Raw genomic sequence first — 23648 nt, 5'->3', positions numbered from 1 at the left:
CTACCTCGGGCCGGGCATGACGATGACGACCTTGCCGGTCACGTGGCCCGCCCGCAGGTGATCCATCGCGTCGGGGAAGCCGGCCAGCTCGAACGTCCTGCCGACCACGGGGGTGAGCTCGCCGGTCGCGGCGAGGCCGGCCAGGTGGCGCAGGTCCGCCGGATCGGTCCGGGTGATCGGGGCGCGCAGGGTCTGCCGGACGAACGGCGACAGCGCCGTCGCCCGGAGCTGGCGGCCGGTGCCGTGCAGCCAGCGGCCGGAGGCGTTCTCGCCGCCGACGATCACGAGCGTGCCCCGGCGGGTGAGCATCCGCCGCAGGTCCCGCAGGGGACGGTTGCCCGCGGTGTCGAGGACGACGTCGTGGCGGCCGGTGGCCGGCTCCTCGCGGGTGTAGTCGACGACCTCGTCCGCGCCGAGTGAGCGGACGAGGTCGCCCTTGCCGGGGCCGCAGACGCCCGTGACGTGCGCGCCCTGCGCCTTGGCGAGCTGGACGGCGAACGTCCCCACCCCGCCGCCCGCGCCGATGACCAGCACGCGCTGCCCGGGGCGCAGGCGGGCGTGGTCGCGCAGCGCCTGGAGCGCGGTCAGCCCGCTGGTCGGGACGGCGGCGGCGGCCTCGGACGACAGACCGGCCGGCCTGGGGACGAGACGGTCCGCGCGGGCGACGGCGTGCTCGGCGAGCGCGCCGTCGCAGACGCCGAAGACCTCGTCGCCGGCCGCCAGACCGGTGACCCCCGGGCCGACGGCCTCGACGGTCCCGGCGACGTCGCGGCCGAGGAGGGGCGAGCGGGGGCGGCGCAGCCCGGTGGCGAGGCGGACGGGGTAGGGCAGCCCGGCGCCGAGGTGCCAGACGCCGTGGTCGAGGCAGGCGGCGTGCACGCGCAGGAGCGCTTCGCCGGGGCCGGGGGCGGGACGGTCGAGGTCGGTGAGGGCCGGGGGGCCGTAGACGTGCCGGGTGATGGCCTTCAAGGCAGGTCTCCATGTCAAAGAAAGTAGACATGATGAACGTAAAAGAAGGCGGACATGATGTCAATGATTTTGTACATCAGCCGGCTCGGGGAGGGCTGTCTGATGTGACGCGCTGGAGCTTTCCACCCGATAACCCGAAATATCGGTATCGCTACCGATAACGGTACGGATGGGAGGCGGAGTTACCCTCTGCCCACCCCCCACCACGGCGGGCCGCCTGTTCGCCGGCTCCGCCGGCCCCTGGCCGGCGCGGCCTACGCGCCCGGACCGGGCCCGGCTCCCGGCGACCGGCGGCCTGCTTCGGTCACCCCTCACGTGGAGGTGTCCCCCGCATGAGTCCTTCCCGATGGAGAGCGGCGGCCACGGCGTTGATCGCCGCGCTGGCCGTCGTCGCGCCGGCGACCCCGGCCCCCGCCCTCGCGCAGGCCCCCGCCGCCGCGCCCCTGCACGCGCAGCTCGACAGCCGGGTCTCCCCGGCAGGCGAGGAGGTGCTCGCCGACCTGTCCCTGCCCTACGGCGCCGCCGGACGGAGCTGGAGCACGCGCGTCACCCGGCCCGGCTCCCGGTACGTCAAGGTGCACTTCGCCGCGCTCACCCTCGTGCCCGGCGACTACGTCACCGTCGCCTCGCCGGACGGCCGCGAGACCCACACCTACTACGGCGACCCCACCCGCGGGCGCTACCCGACCGGCTCCGGGTACACGCTGCACGGCGTCCCCGGCTTCGCCGCGCTCTCCGTGGACGGCGACACGGCCGTGGTCACCCTGCACGCGTCCGGGCCGCGCAACGCCGTCCGGCTGGCCCGGCAGGGCTTCGGCGTGCGCATCGACCGGTACTTCCGCGGCTACACCACCCAGGAGGCCGCGGCCCTGACGCCGCGGACGTTCAGCGTCTGCGGCACCGACGCGCGGCGGGACGTGGTCTGCTACAAGGACAGCAACCCCACCGAGTACGCCCGCAGCCGCGCCGTGGCCCGCCAGCTGCTCAACGGCCTCGGCTACTGCACGGCCTGGCGGGTCGGCAACACCAACCGCATGCTGACCAACCACCACTGCATGGAGAGCGCCGCTGACCTGAGCGCCAGCGAGTTCCAGTTCGACTACGACTGCGCCACCTGCGGCGGCGACAACCCGGGCGCCGGGACGAAGGTCGGCGGCGGCCAGTTCCTGAAGACCAGCGCACTCGAAGCGCTCGACTACACGCTCTTCAGCGTCGCCGACTTCGCCGCGATCCAGCAGTTCGGCACCCTGTACCTCGATCCGCGTCCCCCGGTGGCGGGGGAGCGCATCTACATCCCCGGCCACGGCGACACCCTGCCCAAGCGCCTGTCCCTGTACGAGGACACGCAGGGCGGCGCGGCCTGCAAGATCGACGTGGTGTCGTCGGGCGTCAACACCGGCTACCGCTGCGACACCTCCGGCGGCAACTCCGGCTCCCCGGTGATCGCCGCCTCCAGCCACAAGGTGATCGCGCTGCACCACCTCGGCGGCTGCCCCAACTGGGGGACGCGCATCACCGAGGTGTACAACGAGATCTCCGGCATGATCGACAACACCCCGCCGAACGGCGGCGGCGACGACTTCGCCATCTCGCTCTCGCCCACGAGCGGCGGCGTCACGCCGGGCGGGTCGACCACGAGCACCATCTCCACCGCCGTCACGCGCGGCGGGCCCCAGCAGATGCAGTTCGCCGCCGCCGGGCTGCCGGCGGGGGCCGCCGCGACGTTCGCGCCGCCCACCGTCCAGTCGGGCGGCACGTCCGTCATGACGGTCTCCACCTCCGCGCAGACGCCCGGCGGCATGTACACGATCACGGTCACCGCCACCGGCCCCGCCGCCACGCACACGGTCGCCTTCGCCCTTTCCGTGGCCGTCGCGGGCGGCTGCTCCGGCTACGAGACCACCAAGTCCGGGACGCTGGCCTCCGGGGCGGAGCAGTACCAGCCCGACGGCGGGTATCTGCAGACCACCGTCACCGGCCCGCACCAGGCGTGCCTGGACGGCCCGTCCGGCGCCGACTTCGACCTGTACCTGCAGCGCTGGAACGGGTCCACGTGGGCGACGGTCGCGCAGAGCGCCGGGTCGGGAGCCGACGAGACGCTCACCTACACCGGCGCGGCCGGTTACTACCGCTACCGGGTGCACTCCTACTCCGGCACCGGTCCGTACACCTTGGGATACAACGCTCCCTGACCCCGGACAGGCGTCCGGGCTTCCCGGCCAGGGCTGACCCATGGCCAAGGGCCCGGGCGCTGGAGTGCGTTCCGGGCGCCCATTCCGATCGGCGGTGACCCATGGACAGGCGGCCGGGCGGCGCAGAGATTGGGCGGCAGGCACGGTTCGCACGGACGCGGGGAGCGCGGATGAGGATCATGGAACTCGTCTCGGTGGACGGCTGCATCGCCTTCGACCTGGACTGCCCGGTCAGCGCGGGCGGCACCCGGCTGGCGCCGGACGTCACCCGCGAGGAGGCGGGGCTGCTGGCTCGGGCGATGACGTACAAGCTGGCCGTGCTCGGCGAGCGGATCGGCGGGGCCAAGGCGGTGCTCCGGGCCTCGCCGGCCGACCGGGCGGGCACGGTGGCGCGCTTCTGCCAGGAGGTCGCGCCGCTGGTCGAGAAGGGCACCTTCCTCACCTCCTCGGACCTGGGCACGCGGACGCAGGACTTCGCGCCGCTGCCCGGGTACCGGGCCGACTCGATCATGCATGAGGAGGCCGGCGGCGAGCTGGTGGACACCGTCGTCACCGGGCTGGGCGTGGTCGTGGCCGCCGCGACGGCGCTCGGCGGCCTGGCCGGGCGGACGCTGGCGGTGGAGGGCTTCGGCAAGGTGGGCAGCGCCGTCGTGCGCGAGGCGGCGCGGCGCGGCGCGCGCCTGGTCGCCCTGTCCACCTTGCACGGATGCGTCAGCGACCCCGCCGGCCTGGACGTCGCGGCCCTGGAGGAACTGCGCGCCGAGTACGGCGACGCCTGCGTGACCCGGCTCGGCCTGCCCGTGCTGCCACCCGAGGCGTTGTACGAGGCGCCCGCCGACGTGCTGGTTCCCGGGGCGCGGACCGGTGTCCTGTCGGCGCGGCGGGCGGCGACGGTGCGGGCCGGCCTGGTCGCGCCGGCCGCGAACGTGCCCTACACCGCGCGGGGGCTGCGGACGCTGGGGGAGCGGGGTGTGGTGACGCTGGCGGACTTCGTCTGCGGCGCGGGTGCCACGATCGGCTACCTCGCCGAACGGGCGGGAACGGTCTCCACCGCGGACGAGGTCGGCCACCTGGTCGAGAACCGTGTCGCGGAGATCACCGCCGCCGCCCTGTCCCATGCCGAGGGCCCGTACGCCGGCGCCTGCGCCCTGGCCAAAGCCTTCCTGACGACCTGGCACCTCCCACCCACCCCACCGCTGGCCCCCGACCCGGAGGACTCCTGACACTGGGACGACCCCTGAGCGGCCAGCGGCTCCTGAACGGGCGGCCCCTAAGTGGGTGGCGGATTCTGGGGGCCGCCCACGAGGCTCGGGCCAGCTCTGACCTCGGCGGCGCTGCCCAGGACTCTGCGGCTCCTGAGACCAGGGGCGGCCTACCGGAACTGGGGAGGCGGCCTTCTGAGACTCAGGCGGGTCTTCAGGCGGGGGCGTAGTTGGAGAGTGCGGGTTCTAGGAGGTCGAAGGCGCGAGTGGCGTCGGGGGCGATCGTGTCGGCGATGCGGTCGTTGGGCAGGCCCGCCAGGGTGAGCTCGTGGATGCGCTGGAACAGCACCCGGTGCACGGTTCCCAGCAGCCCGGCGGCGGTCTGGACGGTGATGTCGTCTGCCGTCGTGCCGGTGGCGTCGGCGAGGGCCCGGGCGAGGTGCTGTTCGCGCTGGTCGTGCAGGCCGCGCAGGCAGGACGTCAGGGTGGGGCTGTCGGCGATCATGCGGGCGAACTCCGGTCCGGAGAACCCCGCCACCGGGTCCTGAGCCGCGACGGAGGCCAGGAAGGCACGTCGTAGAGCGGACAGGGCCGATTCGCCGGGACCGCGGGCGGCGACGGCGTCGGCCAGGGCGGACGTGAACGCCTCCTGATGGTCGAAGGCCAGGTCCTCCTTGCGCGGGAAGTAGTTGGTCACCGTCTTCTTGGCGATGCGGGCGGCGGTGGCGATCTCGGCGATGGTGGTCTGCTCGAACCCTTGGGCGATGAACAGCCTGGTGGCGTGGTCGGAGATGAGCTGCCGGGTCTCCTGCTTCTTGGATTCGCGGAGGCCGGGTGCGGGCGAGGTCTCGTGAGCCATGAAGGAATCTTACCCTCGTCGTATTTTTACGTTGACACCCCTCGAATCCTCGGGCTATATTTACACCCGTCGTAAGTTTACGACCGACGAACGAAAAGGAGAACCTGCTTGGAACTCAAGCTCTTCCCGGCTGTAGCTTTCAAGATCGACCTCGGGGCGTCGGAGGGCCGCGAACGCAAGTCGCAGCACTCTTCCCTCCCGGGCGGCGGAGTCCGCAGACCGTCCGTCGACCATGGCGCACGGGGATGGCAGGACCCGCAAGTGACCCGCAACCTCCCCCGCCGCCGCGCTCACTGACCCCCCTCCCGCGACGACCGTCCCTCACCCTGACCACGTTCAGCGCCGACGCCGTCCACCGACGCCGTCTATGGCGGGCCACGTCCGCTGGGGTCGTCGGCCGTCGTGGTCGACGCAGGCAGGGCCGTCCTAACCGGCGGCTCGTGTTTCGTTCAGCCGTTCTCATCCCTCTTGGAGACCTTCTTGCAGATCACCACGTCCACCGTCTCGCTCACCGTTGCCGACGTCGCCGCCTCCCAGGCGTTCTTCACCGAACACCTGGGCTACACCGTCCGGGTCGCCGCGGACGGGTTCGCCTCGCTCACCCGCGCCGACGCGATGGACATCGTGCTGCTCGCCCGCGGCATCGAAGTCCTGCCGCCGGAGCAGCGCGACCAGCATGCCTCCGGTCTCATCCTGGCCTTCACCCTGGACGGCGGCCTGGACGGGCAGGAGAAGCTGCTGCGTGACGCGGGCGTCGAGATCACCATGCCGCTGCGCGAGGAGCCCTGGGGTGAGCGCCTGTTCCAGGTGACCGACCCCAACGGGATCGTCATCCAGTTCGTCGAGTGGGTGACTCCCGCCTGACCGGGGCCGCCTCAGCCGGTCTCGCGGGCCGGGCCGTCGAGGAAGTCCGCCACGAGCGCCGCGAACTCCGCCGCCTGGTGCTCCAGCGGGATCACGCCGCCCTTGACCACGGCCTGGGTGCTGTGGGGAAGGGCGGCGGCCAGGCGTTCGAGCTCGGGGAAGGCGAAGGGGTCGTCGGTGGCTCCGACGACCAGCACCGGACAGCGGACCAGCCCGACCCGCTCCTCCATCCGGTACGCGGCCACCGCCTCGTGCCCGCGCTCCACCTCCGGCAGGACCGTCAGCGCGTCGCGGACGAACCGGCTCAGCAGCGGCCACGGGTAGTAGGGGGCCCGCCGGCTCCACAACTCGCCCAGATGGGAGCCGTCGGACTGCTCGCGCACGGCGTCGATGGAGGGATGGCCCGCACGACGCCGCCGCCCGTCGGGGTCGACCATCGGCGTGGAGGACAGCACCAGGGCGGTGACGCGGTCGGGCGCGCGCGCCGCCGTCTCGACCGCGATGACGCCGCCCGTGTGGTGCCCGGCCACGGCGGCTCGCGGCAGGCCGAGGGCGTCCATCAGGGCTAACACGCCGGCGGCGTAGGTCTCGATCGAGTGCTCGGGCGGGCGGGCGGAGTTGCCGAAGCCGAGCGTGTCCATGGCGATGGCCCGCCGGGTGCGGCCGAGCAGGGGGAGCACTTCGCGGTATTCGTCCCATGAGCGGGGGGTCTGGTGCAGCAGGAGCACCGGCTCGCCCGTGCCGCACGAGGCGTGGTGGATCTGGCCGAACGGGGTGTCGGCATAGCCGAATCTGATCACGGCGTCTCCTCCTGCCTGTTCACCAGGGGCGGACCGGCCCCGTCGCGCGGACGATCACCGCCAGGGTGCGCCCCCAGCCGCCCTCACGCCCTCACGCCCTCACGCCCTCACGATCGCAGACGGAACCCCGCCGCGCATCAGCCCCTGGTCTGACCTTGCACCCCCGCCGGTGAAGATCACCTGGGAGCACCGGACGGCCCCGCTACCCGATCCGGTACCCCACGCCCGGCCGGGTGCTGATCACCGGCGGTTCGCCCAGCTTGCGGCGCAGGCGGCCGACGGTGACGGTCACGGTGTTGGTGAACGGGTCGGCGTGCTCGTCCCAGACCTGTTCGAGCAGGGCCTCGGTGCTCAGGAAGCCGGGCGACGCGCGCAGCAGCGCCTCCAGCACGGCGAACTCCTTGACCGACAGCTCCAGCGGACGGCCGTCCCGGGTGACGGTGTGCCGCAGCGGGTCGAGCTCGATCCCGGCCCCGCGCAACGTGCGCGGCCGGGCGCCGGGACGGCGGCGCGCCAGCGCCCTCACCCGCAGCACCAGCTCCGGGAAGTGGAAGGGCTTGGCCAGGTAGTCGTCGGCGCCCAGGGTCAGCCCGCTCACCCGGTCGCCGGGCGAGCCGGCCGCGGTCAGCATCAGGACCATGGGGCGTTCGTCCTGGTCGGTGAGCATCTGGCAGAGGGTGTCGCCGTGGATGCCCGGCAGGTCGCGGTCGAGCAGCACCACGTCGTAGGGGGCGAGGTCGAGCTTGGCCGCCGCCTCCAGTCCGTCGTGGGCGACGTCGACGGCCATGCCCTGGTCGCGCAGACCCTCGGCGAGCACGGCGGCCAGCGCCCGCGCGTCCTCCACCACCAGCACCCTCATGCCGGCAGCCGCACGGTGGCGCGCAGCCCGCCCTCGGGGCGGGCCGCGAGGTCGAGGGCGCCGCCGTGCGCCTGTGCGACGGCCGCGACGATCGACAGGCCGAGCCCCGAGCCGTCCGCCGACCCGGTGCGGTCCGCGCCGAGCCGCTGGAACGGCCGCGCCAGCCGCGCCACCTGTTCGGGGTCGAGCCGGCCCCCGCCGGACTCCACGACCAGGCGTGCCCACCGGCCGTCGGCCGCGGCCTCGACCCTGATCCAGCCGCCGTCCTGGTTGTGGACGATCGCGTTGTCGACGAGGTTGTGCACCATACGCGTGACCAGCGCGACGCTGCCCCGCGTCCGCACTCCCTCAGCGACGCCCTCGTCGTCCAGGGCGAGGCGACGGGCCGCGAGGTCGGTGGCGCGGGCGTCCAGGGTGTGCCGCACCAGGTCGCCGAGGATGATCGCGGCGGCGTCGGGCAGGCTGCCGTGCTGGGCGCGGGCCAGTGCGAGCAGGCCCTCCAGGAGCCGGTCGACCTGGTCGAGGTCGGTGCGCAGCCGGTCGGCCAGCGCCAGCGTCTGGGCCGGTACGGGCTCCGGCTTCGCCACGGCCACGTCCAGCCGCGCCCGCATGGTGGCCAGCGGGGTGCGCAGCTCGTGCGAGGCGTCGGCGACGAACCGGCGCTGCGCGGCGAAGGCGCCCTCCAGGCGGGCGAGCAGCCCGTCGATGGTGTCGGCCAGGTCCTTGACCTCGTCGGCCGGGCCCGGCACGGCCAGGCGTTCGTGCAGGTTGTCGGCGGAGATGCGGCGGGTGGCGGCGGTGATCGTGCGCAGCGGGCGCAGCACCCGGCCCGCGACCACCCGGCCGAGCACGATCGACACCACGGCCATGACGGCCAGCGCGAGCACCGACCCGGCCAGGAGCTGACGCGACTGCGTGGCGTGCACGTCGGCGAGCTGGGCCTGGAGCAGGGCGATGTATTCCTCGGCGGCGGCCGGGGCCGGCCGGCCGCCGGGCCGGCCCGGCACCGGCACGGTCCGCGACAGCGGCATGCCGACGAGGTTGACCAGGACCAGCAGGCCCGCGCCGGAGGCCAGGAACAGCCCGCCGTACAGGAGGGTGAAGCGCAGCCGGACCGTACGTGCGGGCAGCCTGGGACGTGGCGGCATCTGTCTCCTTTCGGGAACTCCAGGATGCCGCCACCGACCTAACACCGGCATGACGGGGTCGGCCCTCCGCCGCCCACCACTCACACCCGCGGCCGTGGGACCGGTCAGGCGAGCTCGACGAGCGCTTGGCTGCGCTCCCACAGGCGGCGTGCCAGGCCGGGGTCGTCCGCCAGGCGGTGGACGGCCGAAGGTCGGCGCTTCTCGTAGTGGCCGCCGGGGGCCCAGTCGGCGCCCGGCCGCGAGGTGGCCAGCCAGACCAGGGTGTCGGCGCCCTGCTCCGGCGTGAGCAGGAACCGCTTCAGCGGCGTGTGGTAGAGCAGCCGCGCCGCGCTGTCGCCGCCGCCGGAGAAGTTGGTGGCCACCACGCCGGGATGGAAGGAGGCCGCGGCCAGGCCGTCCGCGTCGTGGCGGCGCTGGAGCTCGCGGGTGAACAGGATGTTGGCCAGCTTGGAGTTGGCGTACGCCCGGTTGCCCGAGTAGCGGCGCACCGCGTCGAGGTCGTCGAGGTCGAGCCGGGCGCGGGTGTTGAGCAGGCTGGACGTGGTGACGACCGTGCCGCCGGCGGTCAGCAGCCGGGGCAGCAGCAGCGTGGTCAGCAGGAACGGTGCCAGGTGGTTGATCTGGAAGGTCGCCTCGTGGCCGTCGGGCGTGGTGGTGCGCGAGCCCATGATGGCCCCGGCGTTGTTGACCAGCACGTCGATGGCCGGGTGGCGGTCGAGCAGGGTGGCCGCCAGGTCGCGTACCTCTGACAGGCGCGCGAAGTCGGCCACGTGGTGGTCGGCCGCGAGCTCCTTCGCCAGCGCCGCGGTCTTGCCGGCCGACCGGCCGACGAGGACGACCTCGTCGCCCCGCTGTCGCAGGGCGCGTGCCGCGGCACGGCCGATGCCGTCGCTGGCGCCGGTCAGGACGATGGTCTTTCCCGCCATGGGCCCGATCCTTCCGCATCCGGCCCCCACCATAGATCGCGGGGCAGCGCACCCGCCACGCCGGGCCGGCCCATGGCCGCGCGGTGAGGGGTCACGCGATGAGGTGGCGCGCGATGAGGGGGCGCGCAGTTAAGGGCCGCGCGGTGAAGGGCCCGCAGTCAGGGATGGGGGGCGCGGTCAGTGGTCGGTGGTGTGGAAGCGGGCGGCCGGGGCGTCGCCGAGGGCGGCGTCGAGGCGGGCGCGCATGTCGGCGTTCAGGTCCGGCAGCTCCCGCAGGGGGAACCAGCGGGCCTCGCTGTTCTCGCCGTCGGCCGGATGGGGGTCGCCGGACCGCCAGCGGCAGCGGAACACCAGGTCGAGGTAGCGGGCCCGGTCGCCGTTGGGGTAGGTGACCTCGCGCGTGACGTGCACCAGGGCCAGCCGTTCCGCGACGGCCCGCACTCCGGTCTCCTCGGCCACCTCGCGCAACGCGGCGTCGGCCGGCTGCTCGCCCGGGTCGATGATGCCGGTCACGGGCGTCCAGGCGCCGGTGTCGCTCCGGCGGACCAGCAGCACCTGGTCCTCGTGCAGCACGACCGCGGTCACCCCGGACAACCACAGCGGCTCGGTGCCGATCTTCTCGCGCAGCGCGAGGACGAACTCAGGGGTGGGCATCGGACCAGCATATGCGTGGGACGCCGGCCACCGGAGGGGTCGCTGCGCGCCCGGCGTCGCGAAAACGCGCCCGCACTTCCGGCGTGCCGGGCATGCGGCGGACGGCCATAACCCCATAAAGTCTATAGGTAATAAGGATAATCCCAAGGAGAGGTAAGCAGCCATGTCCGGCTCCACGTCCTGGCCTAGCCTCGGTTCCATGTCGATCGACGAGAACGCCCTGCTCCCCGATCCCGGCCGCGCCGTCGTGGCGGTCGAGCCGCCGGTCCCGGCGCACGGCCACTGGGCCGGGGCGCCGAGCGCCGTCGCCGCGGACGGGCTGATCTACCTCGCCTACCGCCTGCGCCGCCCGGTCGGCGAGGGCCGCGGCTACGCGGTCGTCGTCGCCCGCTCGTCCGACGGCGAGCGTTTCGAGCCGCTGACCACGATCACCCGCGAGGAGATGGACGCCGAGTCGCTGGAGCGGCCTGCGCTGGTCCGCACCCCGCAGGGACGCTGGCGGCTGTACCTGAGCTGCGCCACGCCCGGCACCAAGCACTGGCGGGTGGAGGTCGTCGAGGCCGCCGATCCCGCCGCGTTCGACCCGCGCACCCGTACGACGGTGCTGCCCGGCGACCCCAAGACCGGGGTCAAGGACACCGTGATCGTGCGGCGCGGCGACGTGTGGCACCTGTGGGCCTCCTGCCACCCGCTGGCCGACCCCGACGAGGCCGACCGGATGGTGACCGACTACGCCACCAGCGCCGACGGCCTGGACTGGACCTGGCACGGCACCGCCCTGACCGGCCGCCCCGGCCTGTGGGACGCCCGCGGCGTCCGGATCAGCGCCGTGCGCTTCGACGGCGACCGGGTCGTGGCCTTCTACGACGGCCGCGGCAGCGCGGAGGAGAACTACGAGGAGCGCACCGGCGTGGCCGTGGGCGCCGACCCCGACGCGCTGGCCGCCCTGGGCGACCGGCCCGCCGCGATGTCGCCGCACCACGGCGGCGGCCTGCGCTACCTCACCTTCGTCGACCTGCCGGACGGCGGCCTGCGCCTCTACTACGAGTACACGCGCGCCGACGGCGCCCACGACCTGCGCACGGAACTCCGCCCGCCCCACTGACCGGCCCGCTCGCCGGCCGGGCCCGTCCCGGTGCGGCGCCGCGGTCAGGGGGCGCGGTCAGGGGGCGCGGTCAGGGGGCGCGGTCAGGGGTCCGTGGTGGGGGGCCCGTGGTCAGGGGGCGCGGCCGTTTCTGGCCTGGCGCTGGCCGGGTGGCCGGCTGCCGACCAGCCCGCCCGAACGTTCCCGCGGCCGCAGCCAGTCGCTGAAGTCCTCGCCGGTGACCTGCTGGAGCAGCTCGACGTCCGCCGCGAAGTAGGGGATCAGCCGCTGCCGCTGCGCCCACTCCAGCGGCCGCCGCGCCCGGCCGCGCCGCTGGAGCAGCCGCTCCAGCGGCCCGGACAGGGCCGCGGGAAGGGCGCGGCGCAGGGTGGACAGCAACGCGTGCCGCGCGCCGGGGTCCGGGTGCGCGGTCACGTTCTCCCTCGGGACGCCGGTGAGCAGCCCCTGCCGCACGCCGAGGAAGCCGCAGATGCGGTCCAGGGTCTCGGCCGGACGGTCCACGATGTCCCGGTAACGGAAGATGAGCACCTGGTCGCGGGGGAACAGGGTGAACAGGTGGGCGAGCTGCCCGCCGTACCGGCCGAGGGCGGTGTAGTGCCAGAAGTGCGCCCAGCCGGCCGCGATGCGCTCCGGCTCGGCCTCGCAGGCGCGGACGAGGTCGCCGATCGGCTCCAGACCGGCCGACCACAGGTGGGTCCAGTTGGAGTGGGCGCGCTCGACCGGGTCCCGCAGGCTCACGATGAGCCGGACGTGCGGGATCGTCTCCCGGATGCGGCGCTGGGCGTCCAGGTCGTACAGGTAGAAGGGGGTGGACTCGCCGGCGCGGGTGCCGGGGGGAGCGGCGGCGAACAGCGCCTCGTAGTCCGCGCGCCGCCAGACGTGTTCCCGGTAGGTCTCGGCGTCGCCCGGTCCGCCCCGTCCGGGCGGTGGCCCGTCGGTGAGGAAGAACTTCGGCTCCTTGATGGGCGACAGGAACAGGTCGGGGTGCGGGTGCAGCGCGGTGTGCAGCGCCGTCGTCCCCGCTTTGGGCACTCCCGCGATCAGGAAATCGGGCAAGGGCACCGTCAGCCTCCCAGTGACGAGAACCGGTATTGCCTGATTTTCCTACCAAAAGTGTAGGAAGCCAAGAGGCTCCCGCGACGTCACCGCCGGGCGGGCGAGACGGACGCGGTGGCCTCGTCCCCGGCCGTCCGGCCGCCGCGACGGCCGGGCAGCGCCATGGTGACGGCCGCCGCGGCCAGCGCAGCCCCGCAGCCGACCAGCATCCCGGTACGGAAGCCGGCCTCCGACGGCAGCGTGTGCGCGCCCAGCCGGATCGTCAGCTGCGACAGGACCACGCCGACGACCGCCGCCGAGACCGTCGTCCCGATCGAGCGCATCAGGGTGTTGAAGCTGTTGGCCGCGGCCGTCTCCGACCGGGGCACCGCGCCCATGATGAGGGCGGGCATCGCCCCGTAGGCCAGGCCGACGCCGAGGCTGCACACGCAGGTGACGACCAGCATGCCCCAGGCCGACCCCAGCAGGCCCATGGAGGAGCCGTAGCCGAGCGCCATGACCAGGCTCCCGGCGATCAGGGTGACCTTCGGGCCGCGGGCGGCCGACAGCCGGGCGCCGAGCGGCGAGACCACCATCATCATCAGGCCGGAGGGGGCCATCCACAGGCCGGCGGCCAGCATCGACTGGCCCAGCCCGTAGCCGGTGGCCGCGGGGAGCTGGAGGATCTGCATGACGATCAGCGCCTGGGCGTACATCGAGAAGCCGACCATGATGGAGGCGAGGTTGGTCAGCAGCACCTGCCGCCGGGCGGTCACTCGCAGGTCCACCAGCGGCTCCGCGGCGCGCAGCTCCCACAGGGCCCATGCCGGCAGGACCAGCGCGGCAGCGCCGAGCAGCCCGAGCGTGGTGCCGCTCGCCCATCCCCAGTCGGCGCCCTTGGAGACCCCCAGCAGCAGGCACACCAGCCCCGCGCCGAGGCCGAGCGCGCCCGGCACGTCCAGCCGCCCGGCCGCGCCCTCGCGGGGCAGCGGGGGAGTGGGCGGCACCAGCACCCGGATCAGCACCGCGATCAGCACGCTCAGCACGGCCGAGCCCCAGAACAGCACCCGCCAGCTCGCGTACTCGGCGACCGCGGCCGAGATCGGCAGGCCGAGGGCCCCGCCGATGCCCATGGACGAGCTCATCAGCGCGATCGAGGGGCCGAGCCGGTCGGGCGGCAGCAGGTCGCGCAGGGCGCTGATGCCGAGCGGGATCAGGCCCATGCCCATGCCCTGTAACCCGCGTCCGACGATCATGGGGGCGAGCGACCCGGCCAGCGAGCAGATCACCGACCCGGCGATCAGCGGCGCGGTGCAGACGAGCATCATGCGGCGCTTGCCGTACAGGTCGCCGAGGCGTCCGGTGACCGGCGTGGCGACCGCGCCGGCCAGCAGGGTGGCGGTGATCACCCAGGAGGCGTCGGAGGCGGTGCTGCGCAGCAGCCGCGGCAGCTCGCCGATCAGCGGCACGACCAGGGTCTGCATGAGCGAGGCGACGATGCCGGCCACCGCCATCACGCTGACGATGCCGCCGGGGCGGGCGGTGGATGTGGAGCCCCCCACGTTGTTCTCCCGTCGTCGAAGGATGTGCACGCTACACATCATGTGTTAAGTACACAATTCATGTAAGGTGCACATATCTCGCGAAAGGGGGGATTGGGATGGAAAAGCCCACACATCTCATCGAGTTCGAGACGATGTTGCTCGGCCGGCACCGGCACTACGACCGCAGTGCCCACCTCCTGCTGCGGCGGCTGCACGGCTCGGGCCCGATGTCCATCGGGCAGCTCAGCGACGCCTTCGGCCTGGACGTCTCCACCCTCAACCGGCACACCTCGGCCCTCCTGCGCGCCGGCCTGGTCGAACGCATCCCCGACCCCGAGGGCGGCATCGCCCGCAAGTTCCGCCTCACCGCGGAGGGCGAGCGCAGCCTCACCGAGGAGCGCGAGCGGAACGTGCGCGGCCTGGAGAAGGTGATGGCCGACTGGTCGCCGGAGGACGTCGCCGCCTTCGCCGCCTACCTCAGGCGCTTCAACACCGACATCGAACGCCTGGCCGGCCGTCCCTGGCCGCGTGCCTGAGCCGGGTCGCCCGGTCCTGGACACGCGCGAGGGCCCCCCGCCGGGACGGGCGGGGGGCCCTCAACGCGTGGGCACCGGTGTGCGTGTCGCCTCTCGGCGAGGGGCACAACGCGGCTCCAGCCGAACGGTAGTCCGCGAAGGCGATAGGTGAGGCCCGGGGACACTGGGCACACCGGCCACGAGGATGTAACGGCGGCCGCCGCCGGGATGTTCCCGGCAGATCAGGCGAAGTGCATGACGATGGCCAGGCCGACGAGGTGCGTGACCACCACCACGACCAGCAGCGTGACGAACACGAACTTGGCCGGGCCGTGCTCGAAGTGCTTGCCCTCCTTCAGCGGAGGCAGCTTGGCCTGACGCTCGGCGATGCGCTCCTCCAGCGGCTTGCGGTGAAACATGAGGTGTCCCTCTTTCGGCGGCCCGGCCACGGGTACGATTTGTGTGGCATCGATTTGCAGGCTATTAGTTTGTACACAAAGTAAGTTACCAGACGGCATCGGAGGCGTACACGCATGGAGCCTGTGACAGAGGCGACAGACCTGCTGGCGCTCGACCGGCAGGTGTGCTTCGCCCTCAGCATCGCCTCGCGCAGCGTGATCGGCCTCTATCGGCCGCTGCTGCAACCCTTCGGGCTGACCCACCCCCAGTACTTGGTGATGCTGGCCCTCTGGCAGCACGAGCCGCTGTCGGTCAAGGAACTGGGCGAGCTCCTGCAACTCGACCCCGGCACGTTGTCCCCGCTGCTCAAGCGGCTGGAGGCGCTGGGCTACGTCCACCGCGAGCGTAACAGCAAGGACGAGCGCGCCCTGGCCGTCACGCTGACGCCCGCCGGGCGGCAGCTCAGGGCCGAGGCGGAGAAGATCCCGCCGGCCATCGTCGCCCGGCTCGGCATGGACCTCGACGAGCTCCAGGACCTGCACGCCGCACTGATGCGCCTGATCGCCTCGGCCCGCCGCGACGCCTGACCCCGCCCGCCGCACGCCTCGATAAGCAACCGTAGTTGACTACTTGCAGAATAGTCAACTACGGTTGCTCGCGTTCGCGGATCCGTTTCGTGTCGCTGGAGGCAGCATGTCCATGATTCACGCCGATCGTCCGAGGTTGCGGCAGGTGCTCGACCGGCTGGTGGCCGGCGACCGGGGGCCCGGCGTCGTGGCCGAGGTCCGGGACGGCGACGACCCGCCGTGGTTCGGCGCCGCGGGCGTGGCCGACCTGGAGACCGGCCGCCCCCGCGGGCCCGGGGAGCACTTCCGCATCGGCAGCTTCACCAAGGCGTTCGTCGGGACCGTCGTGCTGGGCCTGGCGGCCGACGGCGACCTGGCCATGGACGCCCCGGTGACCACCTGGCTGCCGGGTGTCGTCGAGGAGTACTTCCCCGGCGCCGACGCCGCCCGCATCACCCCGCGGCTGCTGCTCAACCACACCAGCGGTCTGCCGGACGCGATCCCCGGCCAGGAGACCCCGCCCGCCGGGGAGCCGGGCGAGCGGTTCGTCTACTCCAAGGTCAACTACAACCTGGCCGGGATGATCGTCGAGGCGGCGTCCGGCTCGACGCTCGCCGAGCAGATCGACCGCCGCGTCGCGGCCCCGCTGGGGCTGACCGGGACGTACCTGCCCGCGGCCGGCGAAGGGCTGCGCGACCCGCACGCCCGCCACTACTCCGGCCAGGACGAGACCGGCCAGGAGACCGTCCGCCACGACGTGACCGACGCCGACCTGTCATGGGCCTGGGCCGCCGGCGGCATGGTCTCGACCACGGCCGACCTCCACCGCTTCCTGGCCGCCCTGCTGGGCGGGCGGCTGCTCCCGCCCGCCCAGCAGAAGGAGATGTTCACCACCGTGCCCACGGAAGGCGCCGGCTGGGTGCCCGGCGCCCGGTACGGGCTCGGCGTCTACTCCCAGCGGTTCCCGTCCGGCGTCACGCTCTGGGGCGGGGGCGGCTACATCCAGGGGTCGATGACGTACGCGATGGGCGACCGGCAGGGCAGCCACGCCCTGGTCGCCAACGTGAACGGCGACTGGGGCGACTTCCTGGGGACCTGCACCGACCTGTTCCAGGCCGAGTTCGGCTGACGGCGCGGGCCCCCGCCCCACTGGCTCAGACGAGCCCGGGGACGGCCACGTCGGCCGTCCTGACCTCGCCCGTCCGGCCGGCGAACATCTCCGCCATCCGCTCGACGCCCGGGAACACCGCGACGGTCATGAACAACGTCCGGCCGTCCGGGCCGCCGAGCGCGGCGGCGAAACAGGCCCGGTCGAGGTCGATCCGATCGGTCACCTCGCCGCCCTCGCGCACCCGTACGCAGGCGGACCCCTGTTCGTCGTCCACCTGGGTCCAGATCGCGCCCTCGGCGTCCATGCAGATGCCGTCGCCGCCGATGGGCGCCCACACCCGGCGGCCGGACAGCCCGCCGTCCGCGTCGATGTCGAACGCCGTCAGCCGCCGCGTCCAGGACTCGGCGACGATCAGCGTGGAGCCGTCCGGGGTCACCACCATCCCGTTGGGGAAGTACAGGTCCTCGGCGACCACCCGGGCCTCGCCGCCGGGGCCGACCAGGGCGATCACGCCGGGCGCGAAGTCGGCCCGGCCGAAGTCGAAGCCGACGCAGTTCACGTAGATCCGGCCGCGGCCGTCCACGACGACCTCGTTCGGCCCGGCCGGCAGCGCGCCCAGGTCGGCGTGGACGGACGTCGTGCCGTCCGGCTCCACGCGCAGCAGCTCGTGCTCGCCGGTCACCAGCAGGCGGCCGTCGGGCAGCCGGCCGAGGCAGAACCCGGCGGGCTTCGGGCCGCGGGCGACCACCTCGCGCTCGCCGTCCGGGGTGACGGCGACGATCTCCTGCACCCCCCAGTGGGAGAACCACAGCCTGCCCTCGTGCCAGCGCGGCGACTCGCCCACGCACAGCCCGGTCACCAATGTCTTCGTCTCGGTCATGTCGTCATGCCTCCTTCTGCCCTCTACACGAAGGGCGGGGGCCCGGATCGACATCGCCGGGAGGAAAAAGATCCGCGCCGGATCTACAGGGCGGCGCGGGCGCGCTCGGCCAGCGCGGCGCGGTCGATCCCCGCCAGGGCCAGCGCCCGCGGGACCGTGCCCACCTCGGCCTGCAGGACGCCGAGCAGCACGTGGACCGGCCGCAGGTCCTTCTTGCGATGGGCGGCGGCCAGCCGCTCGATCGCCAGCCTGACCGACGCCCCGAGCTGCGGACGCCGCTCGGGGTCGGGCGTCGAACGCAGGTCGAAGGCGGCCGCCGACACCCCGGCCGCGGCGAGGCTGTGCTCGAACTCCCGCCGCAACGCCGCCCGCACCCCCGCCTGGTCGAGCCCGGCCTCGGCGAGGATCGCCCGCGCCGCGGTGTCCTGCGGCGCCGCCATGGCCAGCAGCACGTGGTGGGCCTCGATCGTGGGGGAGCTCTCCGCGCGCGCCTCGGCCTCCCCCCGGATCAGCACGTCGTGCAGGTAGCGGTCGAACGCGCCGCTCATGCCCGCCTCCTCAGCTCGACCCCGGCCGCGATGAGCCGCTTGGCGTGCTTCTTGTGGACCGCCTGGCGGGTGACGCCGAGCGCCTCGGCCACCTGCGGCCAGCTCCAGCCCGCCCGCATCGCCTGCTCCACGGCGGCGTCCTCCAGCTGGTCGGCCAGGCGACGCAGCGCGACCACGGCGGCGAGCGCGTCCGCGGGCTCCTTGACTGACATTCCAGCCACCCTAGGCGTCCGCCCCGGGACAGGCAATTCAGGTTGCTTGAACGGGGGCCGATGCGTCATACCGGGAGCCACCGGGTAGGGCCAGGGATGTCATGAGCACGATCGAGAACGTCGGGGCCGCCGCCTACCGCATCCCCACCGACCAGCCGGAAGGCGACGGCACGCTGGCCTGGCGGTCCACCACCATGGTCGTCGTCACCCTGACCGCCGCGGGCGTCACCGGCACCGGCTGGACCTACGCCCCGGCCGCCGCCGCCTCGGTCGTCACCGAGCTGCTGGCCGGCGTCCTGACCGGCGCGGACGCCGCCGACATCCCCGCCCTGCACGCCGCGATGGTCCGGCAGGTGCGCAACGCGGGCCGTCCCGGCGTCGCCGGCTACGCCGTCTCGGCCGCCGACGTGGCGCTGTGGGACCTCAAGGCGCGCCTGCTCGGCCTGCCGCTGACCCGCCTGTTCGGCGCCGCCCGGCCCGAGGTCCCGCTGTACGGCTCGGGCGGCTTCACCACCTACGACGACGAGGCCACCACCGCCCAGCTCGCCCACTGGGTCCACGAGCGGGGCATCGGCCGCGTCAAGATCAAGATCGGCGAGTCGTCCGGCACCCAGCCCGACCGCGACCTGCACCGCGTGGCCCTGGCCCGCCGCGTCATCGGCGACCGGGCCGAGCTGTACGTCGACGCCAACGGCGGCTACACCGCCAAACAGGCCGTCCGCCTGGCCGCGCGCATGCGCGAGCACGACGTGACCTGGTTCGAGGAGCCCGTCTCCTCCGACGACCTGCCGGGCCTGCGGCTCGTCCGCGAGCGGGCCGCCCCCGACGTCACCGCCGGCGAGTACGGCTGCGACCCCGCCTACTTCACTCGCATGTGCCAGGCCCAGGCCGTCGACTGCCTCCAGGCCGACGCCACCCGCTGCGGCGGCTACACCGGCTGGTTCGCCGCCGCCGCGATCGCCGCGGGCCACAACCTGCAGGTGTCCGCCCACTGCGCGCCCAACCTGCACCTCCCGGCCGCCGCGAGCACCGCCAACCTGCGCCACGTCGAATGGTTCCACGACCACCAGCGCATCGAGGCCGAGCTGTTCGACGGCGCCGCCGACCCCTCCGGCGGCCTGGCCCGCCCCCGGCCCGACGCCCCCGGCCACGGGCTGGAGCTGCGCGCCGCCGCCGCCGAACCCCACCGCGTGGCCTGACGGAAGGAGCGGGCGCCGATGCGGATCGAGGACTACGCCCTGATCGGCGACATGCACACCGCCGCGCTCGTCGGCCGCGACGGCTCGATCGACTGGTTGTGCCTGCCCCGCTTCGACTCGCCCGCCTGCTTCGCCGCGCTGCTCGACGGCCCGTCCGCCGGACGCTGGCTGCTGGCCCCCGCCGGCGGCGGCCGGGCCACCTCCCGCGGCTACCGCGAGGGCACCCTCATCTTGGAGACCACCTGGGACGGCCCCGGCGGCAGCGTCCGGGTGGTGGACTTCATGCCGCCCCGCGGCGAGGCCCCCGACGTGGTGCGGATCGTCGAGGGCGTGCGCGGCCGGGTCGAGATGACCATGGAACTGGTGCTGCGCTTCGACTACGGCCACGACGTCCCCTGGCTGCGCTACGAGCCCGGCGTGCTGGCCGCGGTCGCCGGCGGCGACGCCACCTGGCTGCGCACCCCCGTCGAGCTGTGCCCGGACGCCGACCGGCACCGCACCACCGCCTCCTTCACGGTGGGGGAGGGGCAGCGGGTGCCGTTCGCGCTGACCTGGCAGCAGTCGTGGCTGCCGCGCCCGGAACCGGTCGACCCGCCCGAGGCCCTGGCCGACACCGAACGGCTGTGGCGCGAGTGGGCCCGCCGGTGCGGCTACCAGGGGGACTACGACGAGGCCGTCCGCACGAGCCTGCTCACCCTCAAGGCCCTCACCTACGCCCCCACCGGCGGGCTCGTCGCCGCCGCCACCACCTCGCTGCCCGAGCGGCTGGGCGGCCCGCGCAACTGGGACTACCGCTACTGCTGGCTGCGCGACGCCAGCTTCACCCTCCAGGCCATGATGACCGCCGGCTACGACGCCGAGGCGCGCGCCTGGCGCGAATGGCTGCTGCGGGCCGTCGCCGGGCACCCCGCCGACCTGCAGATCATGTACACCGTCGAGGGCGGCCGGCGCATCGCCGAATGGACCGCCGACTGGCTGTCGGGCTACGAGGGATCCCAGCCGGTACGCGTCGGCAACGCCGCCTCCGGCCAGTTCCAGCTCGACGTCTACGGCGAGACCCTCGACTGCCTGCACCTGGCCCGCCGGTCCGGCCTGGCCATCGACGACGAGGCCTGGGACGTCCAGAACGCCCTGATGAACTACCTCGAAGGCATCTGGGACCGGCCCGACAACGGGCTGTGGGAGACCCGGGGGCCGCGCCGCCAGTTCGTGCACTCCAAGGTGCTGGCCTGGGTCGCGGCCGACCGCATGATCCAGGCCGTCGAGGCGTTCGGCCGCGACGGCCCGGTCGGCCGCTGGCGCGCCCTGCGCGAACGCATCCACCAGGACGTCTGCGCCCACGGCTACGACGCCGAACGCAACACCTTCACCCAGTACTACGGCTCGACCGGCCTGGACGCGGCCCTGCTGCTCATCCCGCGCCTCGGCTTCCTGCCGCCCGACGACCCGCGCGTCGTCGGCACCGTGGACGCGATCGCCCGCGACCTCGTCCACGACGGTCTCGTCCTGCGCTACCGGGCCGAGGACGAGGACATCGACGGCCTGCCCGGCGGCGAGGGCACCTTCCTGGCCTGCTCCTTCTGGCTGGCCGACGCCCTGGCCGCGACCGGCCGCCGGCGCCGGGCCACCGAGCTGTTCGAACGGCTGCTCGGCCTGCGCAACGACGTCGGCCTGCTGTCGGAGGAGTACGACACCGTGCACCACCGGCAGGTCGGCAACTTCCCGCAGGCCTACAGCCACGTCTCGGTGATCAACAGCGCCACCGTGCTGTCGGGCAGGTTCAGGCCTGGGCGCCCTCGGCATCAAGCCGGGTGAACGTGGCCCCGTGCAGCACGGCGCGGGCGCCGAGCACGTGCCCGTCGCACATCCTGGTCACCGTCCCGGCCTGGTCGGTCACCTTCCACCGGACCAGCTCCTGGCAGGGCCGGCCGGCCCGGTCCTGCGGCCAGGTGCGGTGGCAGACCCGGCACTCGGTGACGTCGGCCCGGTAGGACAGGGTGTTGCCGTGCTCGGGGCAGACGCCCCACGGCATGCCGCAGACCTGCTCGCGCTGCGCCCGCAGCCGGGCCAGGTCGCCGGCCGCCCGTTGCAGGTCCTCGCCGCCCCGGTCCAGCCAGTCGGCGGCGTGCCGCGCGGCCCGGAGCTGGTCGCCCTCGGGGGATCCGGCGGGCTCGGTGTCGCACAGCGAGCGCACCTCGGCGGCGAGGTCCTGAGCGCGGCGCGCGAGGTCGCGCAGCTGGGCGGGGGTGACAGTCATGAGGGCTCTCATCTCGTCAGGGCCGGGCGGCAACGGTGGGCGACGGTCACGCGACGGGACGGCCGGCCGGCCGCCCCCGCCCTCCAGTCTCCTCAGCGCGGCGCGCTCGTGGCGCGCTCGCGGCCCACGAGTTCGCGCGCCTGACGGCCGGGGGCGTCAGGACGCGGGGACGCCGCTGTAGGCGGGCCCGAAGAACACCAGCGTCACCAGGTCCTCGGTGACGTCGTGGAAGCGGTGCTCCTCGCGGGCCGGGACGAACAGGGTGGTGCCGGGGCCCACCTCGACGGTGACGCCGCCCGAGGTGAAGGAGGCGCGCCCGCTGGTGACGACGTAGATCTCGTCCTCGGCGTGCGGCGACTGGCCGTCGACGGCGCCGGCCGGGATGGAGTACGTGCCGAAGCTGAGCGCGGGCACGCTCAGGTGCTCGGCGAAGTTGGCGGAACCGTCCGGGGCGGGCTCGAACCGGCCGCTGTCGATGATCTCCATGGCCCGTGATCCTCTCATGCCGGCGCGGGCGGGCCCTCCGGCGGGGAAGATCTTGCGGCTTGCCCTAAATGTGGGTAAATGTCACGTCATGTGGCGTGGCTGGAGTGGCCGGTTGTCCGCGGCCGTCAAGCGTGAGCTGTCGTACGTGCGCGGGCAGGCCGCCGGGCTGGCCAAGCCGGGGTCGTACCAGCGGTTGCAGGCGTTGCAGATCGCCAAGGCGACGCTGGCGGCGGTGCTGGCCTGGCTGACGGCCAGCCGGCTGCTGGCGCTCGGCGCCACCTGGATCGCCCCCGCCACCGCGGTGATCATGGTGCACGCCACCGTGTACCGCACGCTCACCAACGGCCTGCGCCGGGTCGCCGCGGTCGGCGCCGGGGTCATCCTGGCCGGCAGCATCGGGCACCTGCTCGGCCTGGGCGTGCTCAGCCTGGTCCTGGTCGTGCCGCCCGCGCTGGTCGCCGCCCGCTGGCACCGCATGGGCAACCACGGCTCCGACGTCGCCACCACCGCCGTGCTGCTGCTCTCCTTCGCCGCGGCCTCCCAGGAGCGCTACCTGCTGGCGTACGTGCTGGCCACGGCCATCGGCGCGCTGAGCGGGGCGCTGGTCAACAGCGTGCTGTGGCCGCCGCTGTACCGCGACCGGCCCGATGCGGCCGTGCGCCGCCTGGCCCGCGAGACGGCCGCGCTGCTGACCTCCGTCGCCGAGGGCTTACGGGACGAGTGGAACCTCTCGGCGCTGCCCGACTGGGAACGCCAGGCCGTCCGGCTGGACGAGCACCTGGCCGACGCGGCCGCCGCCGTGGCCGACGGCGCCGAGAGCCGCCGCTACAACCTGCGCCACAGCCTCCACCCGGTCACGGCCGCCCAGGACCACGAGCAGGTGCTGCGCCGGCTGACCATGCTGGCCGCGCACGTGCACACGATCGTGCACGCCCTGGCCCACCTGGAACACCACGACGGGCCCTCGACCGACGTCAGCCCCGACTACGCCCGCGACTACGCCGACCTCCTGGACGTGCTGGGCGACGCCCTGACCGCCACCGTACGCCGCGACCCGGACCTCGGAAGGGCCCGCACCCTGCTCGGCCGGGCGGAGGCGCAGGCGAGCCGCATCCACGACCAGATGACGACGGAGATCCAGAAGGGCGAGGTCGCCCACCCGGCCGGCTGGGCGCTGAGCGGCAGCCTGCTCACCGACGCCGAACGCATCCTGGCGGTCCTGACCGACATCCTGGCGGCCACGCCCGGCGGCCAGGACGACGACAACCGCCCCTCGCCCGCCACCCACCCCTGACCCGTCCGACCGGCCCCCGTTTGC

The 23648-nt window shown here is 73.7% G+C and carries 25 protein-coding genes; 10 read left to right on the top strand and 15 right to left on the bottom strand.

The window, feature by feature from the left end; genetic code table 11:
• Positions 1-969: an NAD(P)-dependent alcohol dehydrogenase gene (locus AB0C33_RS39310; RefSeq protein WP_358297499.1), complete on the bottom strand. Its 969-nt coding sequence runs from the start codon at positions 967-969 to the stop codon at positions 1-3.
• A 332-nt stretch (positions 970-1301) separates the two neighbouring features.
• Between AB0C33_RS39310 and AB0C33_RS39305 the strand changes: the two genes are divergently transcribed.
• Together AB0C33_RS39305 and AB0C33_RS39300 are read left to right on the top strand one after the other, a co-directional pair.
• A complete protein-coding gene (locus AB0C33_RS39305; protein WP_358297497.1) occupies positions 1302-3161 on the top strand; it encodes a serine protease in 1860 nt (619 codons plus the stop codon).
• Between the two features lie 170 nt (positions 3162-3331).
• Positions 3332-4384: a Glu/Leu/Phe/Val dehydrogenase dimerization domain-containing protein gene (locus AB0C33_RS39300; RefSeq protein WP_358297494.1), complete on the top strand. Its 1053-nt coding sequence runs from the start codon at positions 3332-3334 to the stop codon at positions 4382-4384.
• Positions 4385-4577: 193 nt separating this feature from the next.
• Here AB0C33_RS39300 and AB0C33_RS39295 read toward each other — a convergent pair whose 3' ends face one another.
• Complete coding sequence (locus AB0C33_RS39295) at positions 4578-5222, bottom strand: TetR/AcrR family transcriptional regulator (protein ID WP_358297491.1); 645 nt, start codon at positions 5220-5222, stop codon at positions 4578-4580.
• Positions 5223-5702: 480 nt separating this feature from the next.
• Here AB0C33_RS39295 and AB0C33_RS39290 point away from each other — a divergent pair, with 480 nt between their 5' ends.
• Positions 5703-6086 carry a VOC family protein gene (locus tag AB0C33_RS39290; RefSeq protein ID WP_358297488.1) on the top strand — a complete coding sequence of 128 codons (384 nt, stop codon included), beginning with the start codon at positions 5703-5705 and terminating at the stop codon, positions 6084-6086.
• Between the two features lie 11 nt (positions 6087-6097).
• Here AB0C33_RS39290 and AB0C33_RS39285 read toward each other — a convergent pair whose 3' ends face one another.
• The 5 genes from AB0C33_RS39285 to AB0C33_RS39265 form a co-directional block, all read right to left on the bottom strand.
• Positions 6098-6886: an alpha/beta hydrolase gene (locus AB0C33_RS39285; protein WP_358297486.1), complete on the bottom strand. Its 789-nt coding sequence runs from the start codon at positions 6884-6886 to the stop codon at positions 6098-6100.
• Between the two features lie 202 nt (positions 6887-7088).
• On the bottom strand, positions 7089-7745 hold the full coding sequence (locus AB0C33_RS39280; protein ID WP_358297483.1) for a response regulator transcription factor: 657 nt from the start codon (positions 7743-7745) through the stop codon (positions 7089-7091).
• A complete protein-coding gene (locus AB0C33_RS39275) occupies positions 7742-8893 on the bottom strand; it encodes a HAMP domain-containing sensor histidine kinase (RefSeq protein WP_358297481.1) in 1152 nt (383 codons plus the stop codon). The genes AB0C33_RS39280 and AB0C33_RS39275 overlap by 4 nt, the downstream gene beginning before the upstream one ends.
• Positions 8894-8997: 104 nt before the next feature.
• Positions 8998-9819, bottom strand: coding sequence for an SDR family NAD(P)-dependent oxidoreductase (locus tag AB0C33_RS39270; RefSeq protein ID WP_358297479.1), 822 nt, complete (start codon positions 9817-9819; stop codon positions 8998-9000).
• 177 nt (positions 9820-9996) lie between these two features.
• Positions 9997-10473 (bottom strand): NUDIX domain-containing protein, encoded by a 477-nt coding sequence (locus AB0C33_RS39265; RefSeq protein ID WP_358297476.1) that lies wholly within the window; start codon positions 10471-10473, stop codon positions 9997-9999.
• 199 nt (positions 10474-10672) lie between these two features.
• Here AB0C33_RS39265 and AB0C33_RS39260 point away from each other — a divergent pair, with 199 nt between their 5' ends.
• On the top strand, positions 10673-11578 hold the full coding sequence (locus AB0C33_RS39260; protein WP_358297473.1) for a hypothetical protein: 906 nt from the start codon (positions 10673-10675) through the stop codon (positions 11576-11578).
• Positions 11579-11689: 111 nt separating this feature from the next.
• Here AB0C33_RS39260 and AB0C33_RS39255 read toward each other — a convergent pair whose 3' ends face one another.
• The gene (locus AB0C33_RS39255; RefSeq protein ID WP_358297470.1) at positions 11690-12640 is read right to left on the bottom strand and encodes a sulfotransferase; all 951 of its coding nucleotides are present in this window, start codon (positions 12638-12640) and stop codon (positions 11690-11692) included.
• 80 nt (positions 12641-12720) lie between these two features.
• The gene (locus tag AB0C33_RS39250) at positions 12721-14175 is read right to left on the bottom strand and encodes an MFS transporter (protein ID WP_358297468.1); all 1455 of its coding nucleotides are present in this window, start codon (positions 14173-14175) and stop codon (positions 12721-12723) included.
• Between the two features lie 98 nt (positions 14176-14273).
• Here AB0C33_RS39250 and AB0C33_RS39245 point away from each other — a divergent pair, with 98 nt between their 5' ends.
• Positions 14274-14693 (top strand): MarR family transcriptional regulator, encoded by a 420-nt coding sequence (locus AB0C33_RS39245; RefSeq protein WP_358297465.1) that lies wholly within the window; start codon positions 14274-14276, stop codon positions 14691-14693.
• 221 nt (positions 14694-14914) lie between these two features.
• Here the strand turns inward: AB0C33_RS39245 and AB0C33_RS39240 are convergent, their stop codons facing one another.
• A complete protein-coding gene (locus AB0C33_RS39240; RefSeq protein ID WP_189650423.1) occupies positions 14915-15091 on the bottom strand; it encodes a hypothetical protein in 177 nt (58 codons plus the stop codon).
• Between the two features lie 123 nt (positions 15092-15214).
• On the opposite strand from AB0C33_RS39240, the gene AB0C33_RS39235 reads away from it, so the two are divergent.
• Entirely contained in the window at positions 15215-15658 is a 444-nt protein-coding gene (locus AB0C33_RS39235; protein ID WP_357697133.1) for a MarR family transcriptional regulator, read from the top strand.
• A 106-nt stretch (positions 15659-15764) separates the two neighbouring features.
• Complete coding sequence (locus AB0C33_RS39230) at positions 15765-16766, top strand: serine hydrolase domain-containing protein (RefSeq protein ID WP_358297462.1); 1002 nt, start codon at positions 15765-15767, stop codon at positions 16764-16766.
• A gap of 25 nt (positions 16767-16791) precedes the next feature.
• On the opposite strand, the gene AB0C33_RS39225 is transcribed toward AB0C33_RS39230, so the two are convergent.
• The 3 genes from AB0C33_RS39225 to AB0C33_RS39215 all read right to left on the bottom strand — a co-directional run bounded on the left by AB0C33_RS39225 (position 16792) and on the right by AB0C33_RS39215 (position 18388).
• On the bottom strand, positions 16792-17628 hold the full coding sequence (locus AB0C33_RS39225; protein WP_358297459.1) for an SMP-30/gluconolactonase/LRE family protein: 837 nt from the start codon (positions 17626-17628) through the stop codon (positions 16792-16794).
• Positions 17629-17711: 83 nt separating this feature from the next.
• Positions 17712-18176, bottom strand: coding sequence for a Clp protease N-terminal domain-containing protein (locus AB0C33_RS39220; protein ID WP_358297456.1), 465 nt, complete (start codon positions 18174-18176; stop codon positions 17712-17714).
• The gene (locus AB0C33_RS39215) at positions 18173-18388 is read right to left on the bottom strand and encodes a hypothetical protein (RefSeq protein WP_352324434.1); all 216 of its coding nucleotides are present in this window, start codon (positions 18386-18388) and stop codon (positions 18173-18175) included. The genes AB0C33_RS39220 and AB0C33_RS39215 overlap by 4 nt, the downstream gene beginning before the upstream one ends.
• 101 nt (positions 18389-18489) lie before the next feature.
• On the opposite strand from AB0C33_RS39215, the gene AB0C33_RS39210 reads away from it, so the two are divergent.
• Positions 18490-19587 (top strand): enolase C-terminal domain-like protein, encoded by a 1098-nt coding sequence (locus tag AB0C33_RS39210; RefSeq protein ID WP_358297452.1) that lies wholly within the window; start codon positions 18490-18492, stop codon positions 19585-19587.
• 18 nt (positions 19588-19605) lie between these two features.
• Complete coding sequence (locus tag AB0C33_RS39205) at positions 19606-21402, top strand: glycoside hydrolase family 15 protein (RefSeq protein ID WP_358297449.1); 1797 nt, start codon at positions 19606-19608, stop codon at positions 21400-21402.
• Here AB0C33_RS39205 and AB0C33_RS39200 read toward each other — a convergent pair.
• Positions 21368-21844: a hypothetical protein gene (locus tag AB0C33_RS39200; protein ID WP_358297447.1), complete on the bottom strand. Its 477-nt coding sequence runs from the start codon at positions 21842-21844 to the stop codon at positions 21368-21370. The genes AB0C33_RS39205 and AB0C33_RS39200 overlap by 35 nt on opposite strands.
• 156 nt (positions 21845-22000) lie before the next feature.
• Positions 22001-22330 (bottom strand): cupin domain-containing protein, encoded by a 330-nt coding sequence (locus AB0C33_RS39195; RefSeq protein ID WP_358297444.1) that lies wholly within the window; start codon positions 22328-22330, stop codon positions 22001-22003.
• A gap of 112 nt (positions 22331-22442) precedes the next feature.
• Between AB0C33_RS39195 and AB0C33_RS39190 the strand changes: the two genes are divergently transcribed.
• Positions 22443-23624, top strand: coding sequence for an aromatic acid exporter family protein (locus AB0C33_RS39190; protein ID WP_358297442.1), 1182 nt, complete (start codon positions 22443-22445; stop codon positions 23622-23624).
• Positions 23625-23648: the final 24 nt, after the last annotated feature.

Origin of the sequence: Nonomuraea sp. NPDC048881 (assembly GCF_040649795.1) — a bacterium.
Lineage (GTDB): Bacteria > Actinomycetota > Actinomycetes > Streptosporangiales > Streptosporangiaceae > Nonomuraea.
The sequence above is the reverse complement of the archived record's forward strand: the minus strand, read 5'-3'. Positions and strand labels throughout refer to the sequence as shown.

Coding starts and splice junctions, on each gene's coding strand:
- AB0C33_RS39210 (WP_358297452.1), top strand. CDS start 18,490: ATGAGCACGATCGAGAACGTCGGGGCCGCCGCCTACCGCATCCCCACC.
- AB0C33_RS39295 (WP_358297491.1), bottom strand. CDS start 5,222: ATGGCTCACGAGACCTCGCCCGCACCCGGCCTCCGCGAATCCAAGAAG.
- AB0C33_RS39265 (WP_358297476.1), bottom strand. CDS start 10,473: ATGCCCACCCCTGAGTTCGTCCTCGCGCTGCGCGAGAAGATCGGCACC.
- AB0C33_RS39200 (WP_358297447.1), bottom strand. CDS start 21,844: ATGACTGTCACCCCCGCCCAGCTGCGCGACCTCGCGCGCCGCGCTCAG.
- AB0C33_RS39215 (WP_352324434.1), bottom strand. CDS start 18,388: ATGTCAGTCAAGGAGCCCGCGGACGCGCTCGCCGCCGTGGTCGCGCTG.
- AB0C33_RS39260 (WP_358297473.1), top strand. CDS start 10,673: ATGTCGATCGACGAGAACGCCCTGCTCCCCGATCCCGGCCGCGCCGTC.
- AB0C33_RS39245 (WP_358297465.1), top strand. CDS start 14,274: ATGGAAAAGCCCACACATCTCATCGAGTTCGAGACGATGTTGCTCGGC.
- AB0C33_RS39270 (WP_358297479.1), bottom strand. CDS start 9,819: ATGGCGGGAAAGACCATCGTCCTGACCGGCGCCAGCGACGGCATCGGC.
- AB0C33_RS39230 (WP_358297462.1), top strand. CDS start 15,765: ATGTCCATGATTCACGCCGATCGTCCGAGGTTGCGGCAGGTGCTCGAC.
- AB0C33_RS39275 (WP_358297481.1), bottom strand. CDS start 8,893: ATGCCGCCACGTCCCAGGCTGCCCGCACGTACGGTCCGGCTGCGCTTC.
- AB0C33_RS39300 (WP_358297494.1), top strand. CDS start 3,332: ATGAGGATCATGGAACTCGTCTCGGTGGACGGCTGCATCGCCTTCGAC.
- AB0C33_RS39240 (WP_189650423.1), bottom strand. CDS start 15,091: ATGTTTCACCGCAAGCCGCTGGAGGAGCGCATCGCCGAGCGTCAGGCC.
- AB0C33_RS39305 (WP_358297497.1), top strand. CDS start 1,302: ATGAGTCCTTCCCGATGGAGAGCGGCGGCCACGGCGTTGATCGCCGCG.
- AB0C33_RS39195 (WP_358297444.1), bottom strand. CDS start 22,330: ATGGAGATCATCGACAGCGGCCGGTTCGAGCCCGCCCCGGACGGTTCC.
- AB0C33_RS39220 (WP_358297456.1), bottom strand. CDS start 18,176: ATGAGCGGCGCGTTCGACCGCTACCTGCACGACGTGCTGATCCGGGGG.
- AB0C33_RS39225 (WP_358297459.1), bottom strand. CDS start 17,628: ATGACCGAGACGAAGACATTGGTGACCGGGCTGTGCGTGGGCGAGTCG.
- AB0C33_RS39205 (WP_358297449.1), top strand. CDS start 19,606: ATGCGGATCGAGGACTACGCCCTGATCGGCGACATGCACACCGCCGCG.
- AB0C33_RS39280 (WP_358297483.1), bottom strand. CDS start 7,745: ATGAGGGTGCTGGTGGTGGAGGACGCGCGGGCGCTGGCCGCCGTGCTC.